The following is a 19174-nucleotide window of genomic DNA, read 5'->3' on the forward strand; positions in this document are numbered from 1 at the left end:
ATACATTCACCTTTCAACAACTGAAGAAAGCGCTTACTATTAACTTTTAAAATATTACTTAATAAGCGAATAACATATACGCCCTATTTTTTCCATTATATTATGATACATCTTATCATCATAAACTAAAGGAAACAACGAGCTTTTTTTGTCATGTTTTGACTAAAAAAAGCAGGTGATGTTTCACCTGCTTTTTTCTTTATTCATTTAATAAGTAATGCTTTCCCTTTACTAAATAAAAAACATTTTCAGCAATATTTGTAATATGGTCTGCTACACGTTCGATATATCTCGCTACAAAGGATAATTGTGTAATTTGTGTAATTGCTTCTGGTTGTTCTGGAACTGCAGATATAAATTCACGAATCGCTTTCCCATATATTTCATCAACAGAATCGTCCATTTCGGCAATTTGCTTCGCAAAAGTTAAATTTTCTTGCTCATATGCATCTAGCGCTAACTGTAACATCTTATTTGCAATCGCAAACATCTCATCAAGATTGTGCAAACTAACAGACACGTCTTTTTCCCCGAGACGAATGGTTGATTTCGCAATATTAACAGCATGATCTGCAATCCGTTCTAAATCTGTCGCTGTTTTAATTGAAATGAAAATCCTTCTTAAATCACTCGCTACAGGTTGCTGCTTCGTAATGAGCATAAGCGCAAGATCATTTATTTCCTCTTCTAAATTATCCATACGATAATCACCATCTATTACCTCTAACGCTTTCTCTACATCCTTTTTATGAAGCCCTTCCATAGCAAGCAATAAAGCTTCTCTCGCTAGTTCACCAAGCTCAATCACCTTTTGCTGTAACGTTTTTAAATCACATTGAAATTGTTCTCGTACCATTGTTTCTTCCCCCTTAATATTATGTGCCACTATATATAACTCTCCTACCTAGCCTACTTATAATAAACCTTAAGATAGGAGAAGTATTACTTCTCCTATCTTAAGGTAAAAATAAGAAATACCCTCTGTTAAGAGGGTATTTGCTCTTAGCCTTGCTAGCGACATCAACCGAATCGGCCTGTAATATAATCTTCTGTACGCTTATCTGAAGGTGTCGTAAATAATTTATTTGTATCTGTATACTCCACAACTTCTCCACTTAAGAAGAAAGCAGTTTTATCTGAAATACGCGCAGCTTGTTGCATGTTATGCGTTACGATAACGATACTAAAATCTTTCTTTAACTCTTGAATTAATTCTTCTACTTTTAATGTTGAAATTGGATCTAGTGCTGATGTTGGCTCATCCATTAAAATAACGTCTGGTTCAATCGCTAAACAACGTGCAATACATAGACGCTGTTGCTGTCCACCAGATAAACCGTATGCATTATCATGCAAACGATCTTTTAACTCATCCCAAATCGCTGCTCCACGTAAACTTTTTTCAACAATTTCATCTAACGTTTTCTTGTCGCTAATCCCATGAATTTTCGGGCCATATGCTACATTTTCATAAATAGATTTTGGAAATGGATTTGGTTTTTGGAACACCATTCCTACATGTGTTCGTAATTCTTCAACTGGATATGATTTATCAAATATATTGCGCTCTCTATATTCAATTACGCCTGTAGTTCGCACGATTGGTACTAACTCTACCATACGATTTAATGTTTTTAAGTACGTTGATTTACCACAACCACTTGGCCCGATAATTGCTGTAACTTCATTCTCATGAATACTTAAGTTAATATCTTTTAAAGCATGGTCTTCTCCATACCATAAATTTAAGTTTTTCGTATCAAATACTACTTTCTTTGGCGCAGTCTCGATTTTCTCCTCGTTTTTCACCTGTACATTTACTACTGTTGCTACCATTTGAATTCCCCTTTCATCCATTTCCAACTTATTTTCGATTTCGTAACCATAGGACAACTATATTGATCAAGAGCAACAAACCTAACAAAACAATCATCCCAGCAGCTGCTACATACTGAAATTCTTCCTGTGGTCTACTCATCCAATTAAAAATTTGAATTGGTAAAACTGTAAATCTATCAAACATACTAAACGGAACATAATTTGCAAATGCAAGTGCCCCGATAACTAATAACGGTGCCGCTTCTCCAATCACTCTTGATATCGCTAACGTACAACCTGTTATAATTCCTGGGAACGCATATGGCAATACAACTTGATACATCGTTTGCCACTTCGTAGCACCTAACCCGTAAGAAGCTTCTAATAATGACCTCGGTACAGATCGTATCGCTTCTTGACTCGCTACAACAACTGTCGGTAAGACGAGTAAGCTCATCGTCAGTGCCGCTGCAATAATACTCTCACCTAAGTGAAGAGCGTATACAAAAATGGTTAAGCCGAGTAATCCAAATACGACGGAAGGTACTCCCGCTAACGTTTGATTATTAATTTCTATTGCCTTTTTAAATATAGATTCCTTCGCATATTGCTCTAAATAAAGAGCAGTTCCGACCCCAAATATAAAGGAGAGTGGTATAACAATACTCATAAATAATATTGTTCCTGACAAAGCTGCAGCAATCCCAGCTTCTTTCGGATTACGCGAAGCGAAGTTTGTAAAGAAATCTAACGAAAGGTAACTGACACCTTTTTCAAAAATTTGAAAAAGCAAAATAAGCAGGATTACTATTGAAAACAAAATTGCCATATAAAATAACAATTTGTAAATTCGATCTTTAAAAAAACGTGATGCCATATTTTCTTGTATTTTTTTATGATTCAACATGCGCATATTATGTCACCCTCCTAAAGCGGCGCATAATAAACTGCGAAATGATGTTCATTATAAAAGTAAACAAGAATAACGTTGCGCCTACAGCGTACATGCTGTAATAAGTAATTGTTCCATGCGGAGCATCACCTAAACTCACTTGCACAATATAAGCTGTTAACGTTTGAATAGAGTGTGTCGGATCGAGAGATACGTTCGGTGTGGACCCTGCTGCAATTACAACGATCATCGTTTCACCGATTGCTCTTGAAGCAGCTAATATAATCGCTGCCATAATCCCTGCGAAAGCTGAAGGAAACACGACTTGTTTTACCATCTCAAACCGAGTTGCTCCAAGTGCCAACGAAGCTTCTTTCGTTCCTTTTGCTACAGCTCTCATTGCATCTTCAGACAGAGATGCAATTGTAGGTATCATCATAAAGCCAATAACAATACCTGGACTAATCGCATTAAAAAACTGTAAATCAGGTATAATCCGTTGTAAAAGCGGTGTAACAACTGTTAATGCAAAAAAGCCATATACAATTGTCGGGATACCTGCTAATAGTTCTAACATCGGTTTTAATACTTTTCTTACACTGTTTGAAGCATATTCACTTAAAAATACGGCACACGCTAAACCGATAGGAACTGCTACGCACATAGCGATTGCTGTTACAAGTACCGTTCCACATATAAGTGGTAATATACCGAATTTAGGATTTTCAAAAAAAGGTAACCATTCTTTCTCTGTCAAAAAGGAGAGCAATGATATTTTTTTAAAAAACCTTATTGTTTCATTAGAAAGCGTAAAAATAATTCCAAGTGTCGTCGCAATAGACACGCTAGCAATTATTTTTAGTAATAATGGAACGATTCGATTGATTCGCTGCGTTTTTTTTCTATGTTTTGTATTTCTTTCAATCAAATGTTGTACAGAAAATGTAATTTGACTTTTGTCATTATAAGCCAAAGATGAAAACCCCTTTCCACCCTGACATTACCTTTTTATTTCTGTTAACATCCGCAGCTGTTCATTGTATTTTTCTTTTGGTAATTTTACATATCCAACCTCTTCAGCAAGATTACCAACATGCTGAATCATAAACTCAATATAATTTGCTACATTCATTTTATTTCGGATAGATGCATGATTCACATAAGCGAATAGCGACCTAGATAACGGCTTATACTCACCTGATTGGATGGTATCTTTCGTCGGAAGTACACCATTCACTTTTATTGCTCTCACCTTATCTCGATTGGCCATATAATAAGCATATCCTACAAAACCAATGGCATTTTTATCATTCATTACCCCTTGCATAATAACTTGATCATCTTCAGACAAAGAGACTTTTTTTACAATGCGACTTTTTTGTAAGATGACATTTTGAAAATAATCATACGTACCAGAGTCTACACCTGGCGCATAAAACTTTACCTGTTCACATGGCCATGATGAATGAATTTGTGACCATCGCTTTTCACTTTCATCTTCACTCCATAATAGACGTAACTCGTCTACCGTCATATTATCTACCCAAGTATTTTGACGGTTCACAACGATCGTAAGGCCGTCATAAGCGACTTCAAACGGTGTAAACTGAATGGAGTTTTTCTTCATTTCATTTTCTTCCACTTGTTTCATTACTCTCGAAGCATTATTTATATCTACTTCTCCTTTACTGAAACGATTAAATCCTCCTCCTGTCCCAGAAACACTGATGGAAATTTTCACGTTTGGATGCACCTTTGTATATTCCTCCGCTACTGCTTCTATAATAGGAAAAACCGTTGAGGATCCATCAACTCTCACTTCTCCCATTTCATTCACAGCAAATGCAGTAGACGTGCCAACATAAAAGAAACATGTCGACAGTATGAAAACTTTAATTGATGCACTTATCCATTTCACGTGTTCTTCCTCCTAGAAGTAACCGGAAATAACAGGATTACAGATATAAGAATACTGCTAAACTATTAATTCGGTTTTAATTGTTTGTAAAAGTTTTGTAAAGTTCCACAAGAATCAACATTAGGTAAATTATTAATCCGTAGCCACTGTTCATCTTCACTGAGGATTGGTCCATAACTTCCATAGTGAATGCATACGTATTATTTGCAAGGTCCCTTAAAATTCCGATATGATCTGCTTGTCCACTTTATTAAAACGTATGCATGAATCAAAAAAAAAGCACACTATCTTTTCAGATAGTGTGCTTTTTTTACAACTTTTTTATTCATCATCTTGCTTTTTATTTTTCTTATCTATTTCCTCTTGTGTAGCTTCGCCATTTTCTACCTTTTTCAAATCAAAGTACGCGTCCATAATGTCACGACTAATATATCCGTTAATACCTGATTTATCATCTACCCAAGGGACAACAACAGAAAATGCTACTTCAGGGTCTTCAAGTGGCGCATAACCTACTAATGTTAAGTTATATGTTTCTTTACGCTCACCGTTTGCTTTTCTACCAATCTCTTTATCTCCGCCATACACAGTTTGAGCTGTACCTGTTTTACCAGCAGCTTTATATGATGCGCCTGTAAAGTATTTCGCAGCTGTACCACCAGACTCATTAAATACTTGTCTAAATCCTTCCTGAACACGTTTAATTTGTGATTCAGGCATATCAATACGGTTTAGTACTTTTGGTTCCATTGAGTGAACGACTTTTCCAACTTCACCTTGTTTCGCTTCCGGTTGACGAATTTCTTTTACAACTTGCGGCTGCATACGGTAACCACCATTTGCAATTGTTGAAACATACTGTGCTAATTGAAGTGGTGTATATGTGTCATACTGTCCAATTGATAAATCTAATAAGAAACCAGGCTGATTTCCTCTACCTATTTGACCCGCAGATTCGTTTGGTAAATCGATACCTGTTTTTACACCAAGTCCAAACTGTCCAAAATAATAGCGCATCGTATCAAATGCTTTTTTTGGTACATCTAACGTACCACCTCTCACATATTGAACACCTGCGATATTCATCGCTGTTTTAAACATATATACGTTAGAAGACATTTTTAATGCTGTCAGATCATTAATAGATCCCATCGTCTTCCAAGAAGATTTTTTCGGCGTTCCTTTCAATACGATTGGTTCATCCAGTTGGTAGGAACCCGGTTGAATCGCTTTTGTTTGATATCCTGTAAGTACTGTCGCACCTTTTACAGTTGATCCCATCGGATAAGAACTTGTCATCGTTCCTAATGCGAAATCTTGCACTTTCGTTTCGCCATTTTCTTCTACTAACTGTTTCCCTGCCATAGATAAAACTTCACCATTTTTTGGATTCATCATTACAACGAATGCGCGATCTAAAAGAGGTTGTCCCCCTTTATATCTCAATAAATTTTTCGTGATAATTTCTTCTACACGCTTTTGTAATTCCATATCAATTGTTAAATTCAGATTGTTACCACTTTGCCCTTTTGATACATTAATCGTTTCTAAAATATTACCGTTTTTATCCGTAATATTTCTCACTTCCGCTTTATTACCATGCAAACTATCTTCATATTGCTGCTCAAGATAACTTTTCCCTACGCGGTCATTTCGATTATAATCACGAACAAGATAGTAATCTAGTCTTTCTCTAGGTAAACCTTCATCAGACGTTGACACGCCGCCAAGTACACTTCGGAATAAATCATCATAAATATACTTTCGATCCCAATCAACATTCGTATCTACACCTGGTAATGTTGCTAGATTTTCACTAATAATCGCATATTCTTGTTCTGTAGCATCCTTTTTAATGACTTGTGGCGTCATCGCATATCCACCGTCCATTTTGCTTTTAATCGCTAGCACTTCTAAATCTTTTGCGGATAATTGATTCACTTCTTCTTCTGTCACGCGATTTCGTTGACGCTCATCTAATTCTTTATCGTCAATTTTTTTATCTTTAAACTCTTGACGATCTTTTTTCGTAATTTTTTCTTGCGCTTCTTCTTTATGAATAGCAAGCCAATAATCTTTTTTATCGCGATCTGTTAATTTATCTGTCGGTACTTCAATCAAATCTGCTAATCTTTTCGCTGTTTCTAAGCGAGCCTCTGCAGTTGATCCTTTCATTTTTGTAAATGTAATCGTACGTACAGCTGCATTATCTACTACAGCTCGCCCATAACGGTCAAATATTTTCCCACGTGGTACAGGATTACTTATCGTCGAGTTTTCTTTCCTCTCCACTTCATTCTTATATTCCTCACCGCGAACAATTTGTACATAACCAAGCCTTACAATAACCGCGGAGAACATTAAAAACACGCAGAAAAACAGCACGTTTAACCGAAAAGGAACGTGAGTCTTTTTCTTTTGTTGTTTCTGCTTCTTGCCCATACAAACCCCCTCTACCAACAGCTATGTAATTTGAAAGGGACACCTTCATACAGGTGTCCTCACTGCTGTCTTACATCTTTTTCTATTCTAGCATAAAACAAACGATAAGTTAACCTTCTGGTTCTGTTTGATTCTGCGTGGTTCCTTGCGCTACGACACTTGTGTTCCCTGCATTTCCTTCATCATATTTGACATTTTTAACTGCAAAATAAATAAGAAAATGTCCAGCACCTAAAATACATAGTAAGACAGGTAAACTCTTTTCAGGCGGAAAGAATAATACAGCACATAAAAAACTTAAAACTGAACAAATTCTCCCGGCATTTAACCATAATTCTCGGACAACAACATACTCTACACGCCACTCTCTCGCATTTTTCGCTCTACCAATTACATCATATGTCATCGATCCATATGGAACGAGTAAAATAGGGTATGCAATCGCAATGCATGCTGCATAAATAAGTAATTTTGTGTATGTAACATTGAATATAACTAAAAATACAACAGCATATAAAATAATGCCTCCAAGTAAAATTGCTTTTTTTCGCCACTCTTTCTTTAACATACGGGCGACTAAATAGTAACATACAAATGATACAGCAGAATTTACTAAGCTATATTTCCCTAATGCAAGCTCACTATCGGTTGCTAAGTACACATATACTGAAATAACAAAAATGAATGTCCCCTCTCTCAATCCTTGGAAAAAATGAGCGCGTGTAATTCTCCCCCAATTTTTATCAATCCGTCGCTCTTTCAAAACTTGTGTAACCTCATAACGACCTTCACATTCTCTCTTAGATACAAAAAAGCTTAAAACGACAGCAATTGCAAATAACAATAACGAGAGAAAGAATATGACCGTATAACCACTCCACTTCTCCATACGTGAAATTGTGTATCCAGCTGCTATCGGTCCAATCATGCCAGAGAAGGATGTAAGAAGCCCAAGAAACCCATTAAAGAAATCTCTTGTTTCTGGTTCTGTAATCTCAAATGTTAATAAGTTAAACGCGAGCCAGTAAAAACCATATCCGACTCCTAAAAGAGCCCCCATTAATAAAATATAGTGAGAAGCGCTTTTCCCCGCTACTAAAACAACGATAAAAAAAATCGCTAACGTGCCTACGCCTATTCGTAACAAGATCGAGCGATCAATACGCTTCGCTAATTTCCCACCTATAAGAAATGTGAGGGGCTGCAATACAACGCTGGCCAAATTATACAAGCCGAGATTCACATAATTTTGTGTTTGTTTCCATAAATAAATGTTAACAAACGTATTCGATAAAGAAATTGCGAGCGTGTATAAACCTCCAATAAGGAGTAATAACACTAAATCCCGATTCACTTCAACGTCACCAATTATATGTTTCCACTTCATACACAACTCTCCTTTACTTCATGTTCTAGTCTTCCAAAGACAAGCTCAATTATGTAAAAGGAAAGCATAGAAAAAAGCTAGGAGCATTCTCCTAGCTTTTTCTATCGTTATTACAATTATTTTGCTTCTTGGTAACGTTTTTCAGCAGCGTTCCAATCTACAACGTTCCAGAATGCACCGATGTAGTCTGGACGACGGTTTTGATAATTTAAGTAGTAAGCATGTTCCCAAACATCTAAACCGATAACTGGAGTTTTACCTTCAGTTAGAGGAGAATCTTGGTTTGGCGTGCTTGTTACTTCTAACTCACCATTATTTACTACTAACCAAGCCCAACCAGAACCGAAGCGAGTTGCGCCAGCTTTTGCGAATTCTTCTTTGAATGCATCGAAGCTACCGAATTTCGCTTCAATTGCAGTTGCAAGTTCGCCTACTGGTTGTCCGCCGCCGTTTGGAGATAAGATTGTCCAGAAGAATGTGTGGTTAGCATGTCCGCCACCATTGTTACGTACTGCTGTACGGATTGCTTCTGGTACTTCGTTTAAGTTTGCAACTAATTCTTCTACGCTTTTGTCAGCTAATTCTGCATGACCTTCTAAAGCAGCGTTTAAGTTTGTGATGTACGTGTTATGGTGCTTTGTATGATGGATGTTCATTGTTTCTTTGTCAAAGTGAGGCTCTAAAGCATCATACGCATAAGGTAAATTTGGTAATTCGTGTTTTGCCATTGTTATATTCCTCCCAGTTTATGTATTGCCACTTAAGTGACATACAACTACATTCTACCCTAATTGCCATAGGGTGCAAACAAATAAATCACATTGTCTTGCTATCATTAAAGTAGCAAAATTCCCACTTCTTTTCAATTAAAATGCTCATATATTTGATAAAAAAAGCTCCCTTCTACAAGGAAGCTTCCTACTGACATAATAAACATGTGAAATGGATATGGACCCTGTAGGACTCGAACCTACGACCGGACGGTTATGAGCCGTCTGCTCTAACCAGCTGAGCTAAGGGTCCACAATTATGTATGTAATAATACATCAAATAAAGGAATTCCTATCGGATATCCCCTTTAAGAAATGTAAGATAAATTTACCATATAGAAAAGAAAACTGTCAATTGTATTTTTTTCATTTAAAAGAAGAAAATTAATAAAAAGAAATTCAGTTATCGCTACTATATGTAAATATAATATATCTTGAGATTCCCTAGATTCCTACGTTACAATGATTTTATACATACATAAAGGAAGTGAATCTATGTCCATATTTACCCAATTAGTCAAAAGCGTATATTCGCCTAAAGATATGGCGCTATTCCGTTTTCAAAAAATCGGAAAAACCATTTTGTATATTATGCTACTTTGTCTAATCACTACTATTCCAAGAACATTCTTTTACGGTAGCTTTATCCAAGATAGTGTTACTATGGTAAATCAAGCAATTGAAAAAGATTTACCTGATTTTAAAATCGAAAATGGTGAACTAAAAGCTGATATTGAACAACCTATTCAAAAAGAAGAGGGAGATGCTCTTTTCGTATTTGATCCAAATACAACAGATATCGAAAAGTATCAAAATAAAACTGGTTTATTTATTTTAAAAGATAAAGTAGTTTCTATAGGAAATGGCCAGACGCAAACATACTCCTACAATGATTTATTAGGGACATCTCTTGAGAAAAAAGATTTGCAAGATTTCATTTCTGTATTTGATAGTATTTATCCAATTTTATTAGCCGTTATCGGAGTGTTAGTATATCTATTCCAATTGTTCATTACTTTCTTAGGAATTACTTTACTTGCGTTTATCGGTTCTGCTATGAGTGGTCAACGTAAATTATCTTATAAGCAAGTATGGACGTTAACTGCCTACAGCTACACAATTCCAACCATCTTCTTTATGATTATGGATTTATTCAAAATCGTTGTACCTGGCTCAACATTCATTTATATCGCAGTTGTTTTAATTGTCCTATACTTAACAATTAAAGAAGTTCCAAAACCGAACGAAAAAAATGCCTAAATAGGCATTTTTTTTTTGGACAAGCATATATTCCTAGCAAAGGAGTGAAGAATATGAAGAGATTAGGTATATTCTTATTCGTGCTTGTTCTTGGTTATATATTTTATTACGATATAAAAATCGGCACTTTACCGATGTTAAGTTCATATAAAAAGACAAATGCGGCCGAAACGATAAAACAAGAAAGTACAAATACAAAACAAAAGAAAGAAAACAAAGCGGAAAAAGAAACAGATGTCACTTATAAAACAATTGAAGTCAAAACAGGTGATACGGTTCTTTCCATTACAGAAGCGATTAATAAGAAGAAAATTCCTTCTATCGAAAAAGTAATTGATGATTTTAAACAATTAAATAAAAATACACCTGCTACAAAAATACAACTTGGAAAGTCTTATAAATTCCCGTTATATCAATAAGCAATCACTTAATCCTTGTCAATTACATAAAGGCGCTGATACAATAGTAAAAGTGAAACCGAGCACTTCGGTTTCTATAGCCCTGTATCACGTATACTATCATTGATATAAGGGACTAAATAAGAAACTTCTTTTATAAGGAGAGCGATCTATTCGTGAATGAAATGACTCATCGTACAAAAACACGTCCAGTTAAAGTCGGTAATTTAACAATTGGCGGTAATAATGAATTAATTATACAAAGTATGACAACAACAAAAACACATGATGTTGAAGCAACAGTTGCTGAAATTAAACGTTTAGAAGAAGCTGGCTGCCAAGTCGTGCGTGTTGCTGTTCCAGACGAACGCGCAGCAAATGCTATTGCTGATATTAAAAAACAAATCAACATTCCACTTGTTGCTGATATTCATTTTGATTATCGCCTTGCTTTAAAAGCAATTGAAGGCGGCATTGATAAAGTACGTATCAATCCAGGTAACATTGGTCGTCGCCATAAAGTAGAAGCTGTTGTAAATGCAGCAAAAGAACGTGGTATTCCAATCCGTATCGGTGTAAACGCAGGTTCATTAGAGCGTCACATTTTAGAAAAGTACGGATACCCAACTGCAGATGGTATGGTTGAGAGCGCCCTGCATCACATTAAAATTTTAGAGGACTTAGATTTCCATGATATTATCGTATCTATGAAAGCCTCTGATGTTAACTTGGCAATTGAAGCATACGAAAAAGCTGCACGTGCTTTTGATTATCCACTACATTTAGGTATCACAGAATCTGGAACGTTATTTGCCGGAACTGTAAAAAGTGCCGCTGGTCTTGGAGCAATCTTAAGTAAAGGCATCGGAAATACACTACGTATTTCATTAAGTGCTGACCCAGTTGAAGAAGTAAAAGTTGCGCGTGAACTATTAAAGTCATTCGGCCTTGCATCTAATGCAGCAACACTTATTTCTTGTCCAACTTGCGGTCGTATTGAAATTGATTTAATTAGCATCGCTAACGAAGTGGAAGAGTACATTTCTACCCTACAAGTACCAATTAAGGTTGCAGTACTTGGCTGCGCCGTAAATGGTCCTGGGGAAGCTCGTGAAGCTGATATCGGTATTGCCGGCGCGCGCGGAGAAGGACTATTATTCCGCAAAGGGCAAGTCGTTCGTAAAGTACCAGAAGAAATAATGGTAGAAGAACTGAAAAAAGAAATCGACGTAATTGCTGCTGAAATGGCTGCTGAACGAGAAAAAGAAAAAGAAACACAAGAACAATAAAAAGAAGGTTGCCCACAACATTTGTGAGCAACCTTCTTTTCTACGTAAAAAAGCTCGTCAGTTATAGAACTAACGAGCTTTTACTTTGCACATTTTGGACAACGTCCGTATATTTCAAACTTATGACCTGTTACTTCATAACCATTAAAATCTTTATTCATAAAATCCATCGGGCAAGAAGTAATCTCTTTCGTCCCTCCGCAATCTAAACAAATAAAATGATGATGATGTTCCATAATAGAACATGTAAAACGAAAATGTTTTTCACCGTTTAATTCCGTTTGTTCTAAAACACCGATTTCAGCAAACACCGTTAAGTTACGATAAATCGTGTCAAAGCTAAGACCTGGATAATCATCCTTCATATGCTCTAAAACGTCCTTCGCTGTTAAATAACGATTGTGAGCTGCAAATAACCTGAGCATTTCTTCCCTTTTCCCAGTATGTTTGTATCCTTTATCTTTCATTAGGCGTAAAGCTTCTGTTAGATTCATATCTATCCCTACTTTATGCAGTTTTTTTCTTTTTCCATAAAATCGCACCAATTAAAATAAGAACCGCTATCATAACAATTGTACCACCTGGTGCTAAATCAAGTTGATACGAAGCAAACATTCCACCAATTACTGCAATTTCACCAAATAAAATGGAGAAGAAAATTGTTTGTTTAAATCCATTCGCAATACGAATACTTGCTGCAACTGGTAACGTCATTAATGATGATACGAGAAGAACCCCCACTACACGCATTGATACCGCAATGACAAGCGCAACCAATATAATGAAAATAAAGTGAATCCACTTTGCACTCAAACCGGTTGATACAGCGTATTCTTCATCAAACGATAGTAAAAATAACTCTTTGTATAATAAAGTAATCGTTACAATAACAACAATTGCTACAATGCCGATAATTATTAAATCCGTACTTGTTACAGCACTTACACTACCAAATAAATAACTAAATAAATCTGTGTTAAACCCATTTGCAAGTGAAATAAAAATAACGCCAATCCCCATTCCTGCTGAAAGAATAATTGGAATTGCTAATTCTTGATAATGTTTATATACAGTACGTAGTTTTTCAATAAGTAACGCCCCACCAATAGAAAAAATCATCCCCATATATAACGGATTTAAAAATCCCCCTGTGAAAATTGTTTTTTCTAGTAGTAAACTTGCAGCAATACCCGATAATGTCACGTGGCTTAATGCATCCGCAATAAGCGACATGCGGCGAATGACAACAAATACACCGATAAGCGGCGCAACAAGTCCTATTAAAATTCCTGCATATAAAGAGTTTCGTAAAAAGTCATATTGTAAAAAATCTTGTATCATTATATCCTCCCGTGATGCTCATGCTCGTGTTCTAAACGATGAACATGGTGTCCATATAAGACGGACATTTCTGCATCTTCTAACTCTCGGAACTTTTCTACATTTCCATGGAAATGTAAATGTTTGTTTAAGCATGCAACATGTGTTACTTTCTCGGTAACAGCTCCCATATCATGCGTAACGAGAATTAATGTGATTCCTAGCCTTTTGTTTAAATCCTCTAATATCTCATAAAAACTTTCTACATTCTTCACATCAATTCCAACAGTGGGCTCGTCCAAAATAAGTAATTCAGGATCACTAACGAGCGCACGAGCAATAAATACGCGCTGTTGTTGTCCACCAGAAAGTTCTCCAATATTACGCCCTTGAAACTCACTCATTCCTACATCAGCAATCGCTTTTTCTACCTTTTTCTTATCGTTTTTCGTAAAAAAGCGAAACAGCCCTTTTTTCGAAACGAGTCCCATTGACACAACTTCAAACACAGTTGCCGGAAAACCAGAATTAAAGCTATTTGCCTTTTGCGACACATAACCAACTTTGTTCCATTCTTTAAACTTCTTACTATCAACACCAAACAAACGAATGCTTCCCTGTTTTGGCTTTAAAACGCCTAATAAACATTTTAGCAAAGTGGATTTCCCTGAACCATTTGGCCCAACTAAACCTAAAAAAGCTCCCTTCGGAACTTGCAAATTTATATCTTCTAACACATTTCGATCTTCATATCGAAATGACAATCCTTCTATTTCTAATATATTGTTCATAGCATCTCACCTATTTTAATTCAGAATGATTCCGATTTATATCTATTTGAATTATAGTACAGCTTATTATAGTTGTAAACCAATCTGCCTAAAATATATCTACTTTTTCAAGAAACCTTACTATTATAACAAAAAGCAGAGAAAAATTCTCTGCTTTCAAAAGATATTATAATTAATTTTTTAGTGAATAGCCGATTTAAACTTACCACCATTTGTCTCTTGTGTACTCATAATCGTAACAAACGCATTCGCATCAATTTCATACACAATTGATTTTAACTTTGTCACTTCTAGACGTGTTACCACTGCATAAATAACTTCCTTTTCTTTATCCGTGTAACCGCCTTTCGCTACAAGCTTTGTAGTTCCACGACCAAGACGATGCAAAATCGCATTTGATACTTCCTCATATTGATCTGATACAATTAAAACAGCTTTCGTTTCATCTAAACCTTGAATGACTGTATCAATTGTTTTGAATGCAATGTAGTACGTCATAACAGAATACATCGCTTGTTCCACACCAAATACAAATGCTGCCCATGCAAAAATGAATAAGTTCACAAACATTACAAATTCGCCTACGGAGAAAGGTAATTTCTTCGTTAATAAAATACCCATAATTTCTGTTCCGTCCATTGATCCACCATGACGAATAACGAGCCCTACACCAAGACCTAAAATAAGACCACCAAACACTGTAGCTAAAATTGGCTCTGTTGTAAATGGCGGAACAGCATGTAACGTTGATTCAATAAACGCTAAAGCTACAATACCGAACGCCGAAGATAACATGAACGTTTTTCCAATTTGCTTATAACCCGAATACATAAATGGGATATTGAGAATAACGACCAAAGTAGAGAAACTTAACCACCAAATATTAGGAGTAAGATAATCTAATATAAGAGAAATACCAATAATTCCACCATCAATAATTTTATTTGGCATTAAAAATAATTCAATCGCTACCGCTGCGCATGCTGCTCCAAAAATAATCATAACTAAACGATACATAAGATGGATAACACTTTCTTTTCGATGTTGCTTCTGCTCCATAAGTCCTCCCTTATACTCTTTTTCTATAGTTTTGTCCTTATATTATAACATACGCTTCTTTTTCTCATGAAAAAAGAAGCTCTATATGAATATGTACAAGCTACGTACTCATATATTTCGATAGAAGAACGTGTGAAGGAGGATAACTCGATGAACCTCATTAAACAACTTGTAAATAAAAAATTAAATCATATTTCTACAAAGGAATTATTGAAATATAGTAAAGAATATGATGTTCCAATTACGACTGCACAAGCTGATCAAATTGTTGGACTTATGAAAGGAAAGAATATTAACATTTACGATAATGACGAACGACTAGCGCTCTTAAAACAAATAGCTCAAGTAACCTCGCCCGCTACTGCCCAACAAGTAAATACTTTATTTCAACAACTACTAAAATAAGGAGGGGATATTCCCCTCCTTATTGCTTATTGCGCTTTAATTTTCTCAAGAAGCCCTTCATCAAAAGTACCATTTTTCAGCATTTCGATTTCCAATTTATATGGCGGCTTCTTGTCCTTTTTATCTTCACCTACATATGGTGTTTCCAGAATTTTTGGTACGTGCATTAATTGCGGATGATGCACAATATGATGCAATGCTTTATAACCGATATGACCGAAACCGATATTTTCATGACGGTCCTTTCCTGCGCCGCGTACATTTTTACTATCATTAATATGAAGTACTTGTAAACGATCGATACCAACAATCTTATCAAATTCGTTTAATACACCGTCAAAGTCATTTACAATGTCATATCCTGCATCGTGCGTATGACACGTGTCAAAGCATACCGATAGTTTTTCATTATATGTTACACCATCAATAATTTTTGCAATTTCTTCAAAGCTACGGCCGCATTCTGTTCCTTTTCCTGCCATCGTTTCTAACGCAATGTTCACCGTCTGATCTGGCGTTAATACTTCATTCAGTCCTTTAATAATTTGTTGAATGCCAGCGTCTGCCCCTGCACCAACGTGCGCACCTGGGTGAAGAACGATTTGTTTTGCCACACCTAATGCTGATGTTCTTTCAATTTCCATACGAAGGAAATCTACACCTAATTGGAATGTTTCTGGCTTCGTCGTATTTCCAACATTAATAATATATGGCGCATGTACGATAATCTCTTCGATACCGTTTTGTTCCATATGTTTTCTTCCTGCTTCTATATTCAATTCTTCAATTGGTTTTCTTCTCGTATTTTGCGGTGCACCTGTATAAATCATAAACGTCGTTGCACCGTATGAAACAGCCTCTTCACTTGCTGCTAATAACATTTTCTTACCACTCATAGAAACATGAGATCCAATCTTTAACATACAATCACCTCTTCAATATACAATAGATATAATGATAGCATAATTTGTAGAAATATGTAGTGAATTGTTTGTTCACAAAAAACGCACTACATAAATTTATACGACTATTTAAACAGACTATACTCTTCATTTACATTATCTAGATGAAGCGAAACTTTAATCAATATTTTCTATCCATATTGATTACGGCTCTCACAAATAGCTGGATAAAAAAAGATAAGGGAAATCCCTTATCTTTTTTTATTGCTATATTTTCTTTTCACTTTGTCACGTTCTGTTGCAAGTTTACGTTTATAGTTTGGTTTTACTTTTTTCGGTTTTTTAACAACTTTCGTTGCCATAACATCAAGTTCATCATTTGGTTTTTTACGGCTCTTACGACGACGACGTTCACCTAAATCCGCCCACTCATCTCCGCGTAAATCTACATGTTTAAACTCGATATGACGTTGTTTTTCTAAACTATCTAACGCTTCTTCGTTTGCTGGATCATAAATCGTCACTGCAATACCTGAATAGCCTGCACGTGCTGTTCTTCCCACTCGGTGAACGAAGAAATCTAAATCTGATGGAAGTTCGTAGTTAATAACATGACTAATTCCTTCAATATCAATACCACGAGCTGCTAAATCAGTTGCAACAATATATTGGAATTCAAGGTCACGAATTTGTTTCATCATTTTTTTACGATCACGAGGTGATAAATCTCCGTGAATTCGTCCAACTTTTAAGCCGCGTTCCGTTAATCCGTCAGCAACTTGATCTGCCATTTTCTTCGTATTCGTGAAAACAACTGCTAAATACGGCTTAAATTGTAGCAACATTCTTTTCACTAAATCAATTTTGTTACGATGTTTAGAAGGCACTAAATAATGCTCGATATTTCCAGCCGCAACTTGTTTTGGATTGATATGAATATGCTCTGGATTCTCCATGTATTTCTTCAGAAACGGTTTTAGTTTTTGAGGAATTGTTGCAGAGAAAACTAACATTTGCAAGTTTTTAGGCATGCGTGCTGCAATCTTATCTACATCATGAATGAATCCCATATCAAGCATTAAGTCTGCTTCATCGACAATAATTGTATTTGCTTTATGAACAAACAGTGCTTGTTCTTCTACTAAGTCTTTAATACGTCCTGGTGTTCCAACTACAATATGAGGTTGTTTTTTCAACTTTTCAATTGATCGTTGTTTATCAGTTCCACCAATTAAACAACGTGCTGTAATCATTTGATCTTCCGCACAGAACTTTGTTAATTTCACGATTTCTTCGTAAATTTGTTGTGCTAACTCACGAGTAGGCGCTGTAATAACAAGTTGTACTTCTTCACGACCTGGGTTAATTCTGTTCAATGTAGGAAGTAAGTATGCATGTGTTTTCCCAGAACCTGTTTGGGATTGTCCAATTACACTTACACCTTTTTTCACGACCGGGAAAATTTTCTGTTGAATTCCTGTCGGCTCTGTAAAGCGTAGTTCACGAACTGCATCTATTAAAAATGGTTTAAAATCATACTGTGTAAAAGTTTGTTGTGTCATAAGTTACACCTTCTTTCTAAATTTCTACTGCGCGCACAAATCAGTCAAGTCTACATTATATCGAAATCTACAAGTAAAATCCATCTTTAGTTTAGGTTTTTACTTCAAAAACTAACCTTCTTCCCTCTTATTGCATATTGTATGTGTATATACCTAACTGAAGAAAGGAGGATTTCTCACATGTTTCCAAAATCCCCCATGAGGCAAATGTATCCGAATCCAGGGCAGCAACCTTATACACCATATCCAATTCCACAACTACCACCGATGGCACAAAAAAAGAAAGGATTTCTTGCTAAACTCTTTAAAAAACACGATCCAACCGAAGCTTTCATGCAAATGGTTCCGCCTTATCGACAAATGGAAGGACCGCCAATGATGCACCAGCAACCGCCACCTCAATATCGACAGCAATATCAGCAACAATACCAACACCAATACCCGCAACAATATCAACAGCAATATCAACCATACATGCAGCAACATCCCGAGCAAATGATCCCTCCTCAAATGTATGAATCAAACGACACGCGCGGCGGTGCAGCAAATACAGACACATCAAGTAGCGGCATCGGTAGTTTTTTTTCGAATTTAATTTCGAATCCAACTAATATGATAAATAATATCGAAAAAGTATCACAAGTCGTTCAATCTGTAAGCCCTGTCGTCGAACAGTACGGTCCCATTATGCGTAACCTACCAAGCATTGTTAAAATTCTAACCTCTGGAAAAAGTACGGAAGAAAATCCAACCGAAGATCAAACTGAAGACGTAACAGAAAAGGTTGAGGTAGCAACTCCACATCCTCCATCCAAAAAAAGAAAAAGAAAAAAAATGGTGATTGAGCCAGTCATAGAAAAAGAAGTACGAGAGGAGCCTGTTCAAAAAATAGCAACAAAACCAAAACTATATGTGTAACAATCCTTTGTTTTCTATCCACTCCTCCTTTATAATGTAAAAG

19 protein-coding genes and 1 tRNA gene are annotated in these 19174 nt (G+C 36.0%); 5 read left to right on the plus strand and 15 right to left on the minus strand.

Annotated features, from left to right (window positions below; genetic code table 11):
• Positions 1–199: 199 nt before the first annotated feature.
• The 9 genes from phoU to ACTT1L_RS07920 all read right to left on the minus strand — a co-directional run bounded on the left by phoU (position 200) and on the right by ACTT1L_RS07920 (position 9480).
• Complete coding sequence (gene phoU / locus ACTT1L_RS07880; RefSeq protein ID WP_061132149.1) at positions 200–856, minus strand: phosphate signaling complex protein PhoU; 657 nt, start codon at positions 854–856, stop codon at positions 200–202.
• Between the two features lie 164 nt (positions 857–1020).
• Positions 1021–1836, minus strand: coding sequence for a phosphate ABC transporter ATP-binding protein (pstB, locus tag ACTT1L_RS07885; RefSeq protein ID WP_000226683.1), 816 nt, complete (start codon positions 1834–1836; stop codon positions 1021–1023).
• Positions 1837–1864: 28 nt separating this feature from the next.
• Complete coding sequence (gene pstA / locus ACTT1L_RS07890; RefSeq protein WP_442821857.1) at positions 1865–2731, minus strand: phosphate ABC transporter permease PstA; 867 nt, start codon at positions 2729–2731, stop codon at positions 1865–1867.
• Position 2732: 1 nt separating this feature from the next.
• Positions 2733–3683, minus strand: coding sequence for a phosphate ABC transporter permease subunit PstC (gene pstC, locus ACTT1L_RS07895; RefSeq protein WP_442821858.1), 951 nt, complete (start codon positions 3681–3683; stop codon positions 2733–2735).
• Between the two features lie 27 nt (positions 3684–3710).
• The gene (gene phoX, locus ACTT1L_RS07900; RefSeq protein ID WP_061132146.1) at positions 3711–4628 is read right to left on the minus strand and encodes a phosphate ABC transporter substrate-binding protein PhoX; all 918 of its coding nucleotides are present in this window, start codon (positions 4626–4628) and stop codon (positions 3711–3713) included.
• Between the two features lie 321 nt (positions 4629–4949).
• Positions 4950–7070: a peptidoglycan D,D-transpeptidase FtsI family protein gene (locus tag ACTT1L_RS07905; RefSeq protein WP_000516826.1), complete on the minus strand. Its 2121-nt coding sequence runs from the start codon at positions 7068–7070 to the stop codon at positions 4950–4952.
• 109 nt (positions 7071–7179) lie between these two features.
• Positions 7180–8457 (minus strand): MFS transporter, encoded by a 1278-nt coding sequence (locus tag ACTT1L_RS07910; RefSeq protein WP_000871368.1) that lies wholly within the window; start codon positions 8455–8457, stop codon positions 7180–7182.
• Positions 8458–8573: 116 nt separating this feature from the next.
• Positions 8574–9185, minus strand: a complete 612-nt coding sequence (sodA, locus tag ACTT1L_RS07915) for a superoxide dismutase [Mn] (protein ID WP_001052031.1) — start codon at positions 9183–9185, stop codon at positions 8574–8576.
• Positions 9186–9406: 221 nt separating this feature from the next.
• Positions 9407–9480, minus strand: a tRNA-Ile gene (locus tag ACTT1L_RS07920).
• A 242-nt stretch (positions 9481–9722) separates the two neighbouring features.
• Between ACTT1L_RS07920 and ACTT1L_RS07925 the strand changes: the two genes are divergently transcribed.
• The 3 genes from ACTT1L_RS07925 to ispG all read left to right on the plus strand — a co-directional run bounded on the left by ACTT1L_RS07925 (position 9723) and on the right by ispG (position 12174).
• Positions 9723–10487, plus strand: coding sequence for a DUF1189 domain-containing protein (locus ACTT1L_RS07925; RefSeq protein WP_000021910.1), 765 nt, complete (start codon positions 9723–9725; stop codon positions 10485–10487).
• Positions 10488–10540: 53 nt separating this feature from the next.
• Positions 10541–10906, plus strand: coding sequence for a hypothetical protein (locus tag ACTT1L_RS07930; RefSeq protein ID WP_000825406.1), 366 nt, complete (start codon positions 10541–10543; stop codon positions 10904–10906).
• 164 nt (positions 10907–11070) lie between these two features.
• The gene (gene ispG / locus ACTT1L_RS07935; RefSeq protein ID WP_011040674.1) at positions 11071–12174 is read left to right on the plus strand and encodes a flavodoxin-dependent (E)-4-hydroxy-3-methylbut-2-enyl-diphosphate synthase; all 1104 of its coding nucleotides are present in this window, start codon (positions 11071–11073) and stop codon (positions 12172–12174) included.
• Between the two features lie 80 nt (positions 12175–12254).
• Here ispG and ACTT1L_RS07940 read toward each other — a convergent pair whose 3' ends face one another.
• The 4 genes from ACTT1L_RS07940 to ACTT1L_RS07955 all read right to left on the minus strand — a co-directional run bounded on the left by ACTT1L_RS07940 (position 12255) and on the right by ACTT1L_RS07955 (position 15344).
• A complete protein-coding gene (locus ACTT1L_RS07940) occupies positions 12255–12668 on the minus strand; it encodes a Fur family transcriptional regulator (RefSeq protein ID WP_001054512.1) in 414 nt (137 codons plus the stop codon).
• A gap of 13 nt (positions 12669–12681) precedes the next feature.
• Positions 12682–13515 carry a metal ABC transporter permease gene (locus ACTT1L_RS07945; RefSeq protein ID WP_000613823.1) on the minus strand — a complete coding sequence of 278 codons (834 nt, stop codon included), beginning with the start codon at positions 13513–13515 and terminating at the stop codon, positions 12682–12684.
• On the minus strand, positions 13515–14285 hold the full coding sequence (locus ACTT1L_RS07950; RefSeq protein ID WP_001059652.1) for a metal ABC transporter ATP-binding protein: 771 nt from the start codon (positions 14283–14285) through the stop codon (positions 13515–13517). Before ACTT1L_RS07950 ends, ACTT1L_RS07945 begins: the two co-directional genes overlap by 1 nt.
• A gap of 180 nt (positions 14286–14465) precedes the next feature.
• Positions 14466–15344: a YitT family protein gene (locus ACTT1L_RS07955; protein WP_000435966.1), complete on the minus strand. Its 879-nt coding sequence runs from the start codon at positions 15342–15344 to the stop codon at positions 14466–14468.
• A gap of 150 nt (positions 15345–15494) precedes the next feature.
• Between ACTT1L_RS07955 and ACTT1L_RS07960 the strand changes: the two genes are divergently transcribed.
• Positions 15495–15749: a DUF2624 domain-containing protein gene (locus ACTT1L_RS07960; RefSeq protein ID WP_001048963.1), complete on the plus strand. Its 255-nt coding sequence runs from the start codon at positions 15495–15497 to the stop codon at positions 15747–15749.
• 26 nt (positions 15750–15775) lie between these two features.
• Here ACTT1L_RS07960 and ACTT1L_RS07965 read toward each other — a convergent pair whose 3' ends face one another.
• Both ACTT1L_RS07965 and ACTT1L_RS07970 read right to left on the minus strand, forming a co-directional pair.
• Positions 15776–16672 carry a deoxyribonuclease IV gene (locus ACTT1L_RS07965; protein ID WP_000912469.1) on the minus strand — a complete coding sequence of 299 codons (897 nt, stop codon included), beginning with the start codon at positions 16670–16672 and terminating at the stop codon, positions 15776–15778.
• Positions 16673–16902: 230 nt separating this feature from the next.
• Positions 16903–18213, minus strand: coding sequence for a DEAD/DEAH box helicase (locus tag ACTT1L_RS07970; protein WP_000194027.1), 1311 nt, complete (start codon positions 18211–18213; stop codon positions 16903–16905).
• A gap of 180 nt (positions 18214–18393) precedes the next feature.
• Here ACTT1L_RS07970 and vrrA point away from each other — a divergent pair, with 180 nt between their 5' ends.
• Positions 18394–19131, plus strand: a complete 738-nt coding sequence (vrrA, locus tag ACTT1L_RS07975; protein ID WP_000484140.1) for a VrrA/YqfQ family protein — start codon at positions 18394–18396, stop codon at positions 19129–19131.
• Positions 19132–19174: the final 43 nt, after the last annotated feature.

Source organism: Bacillus sp. FH (genome assembly GCF_052216825.1).
Taxonomy (GTDB): Bacteria; Bacillota; Bacilli; order Bacillales; family Bacillaceae_G; genus Bacillus_A; species Bacillus_A paranthracis.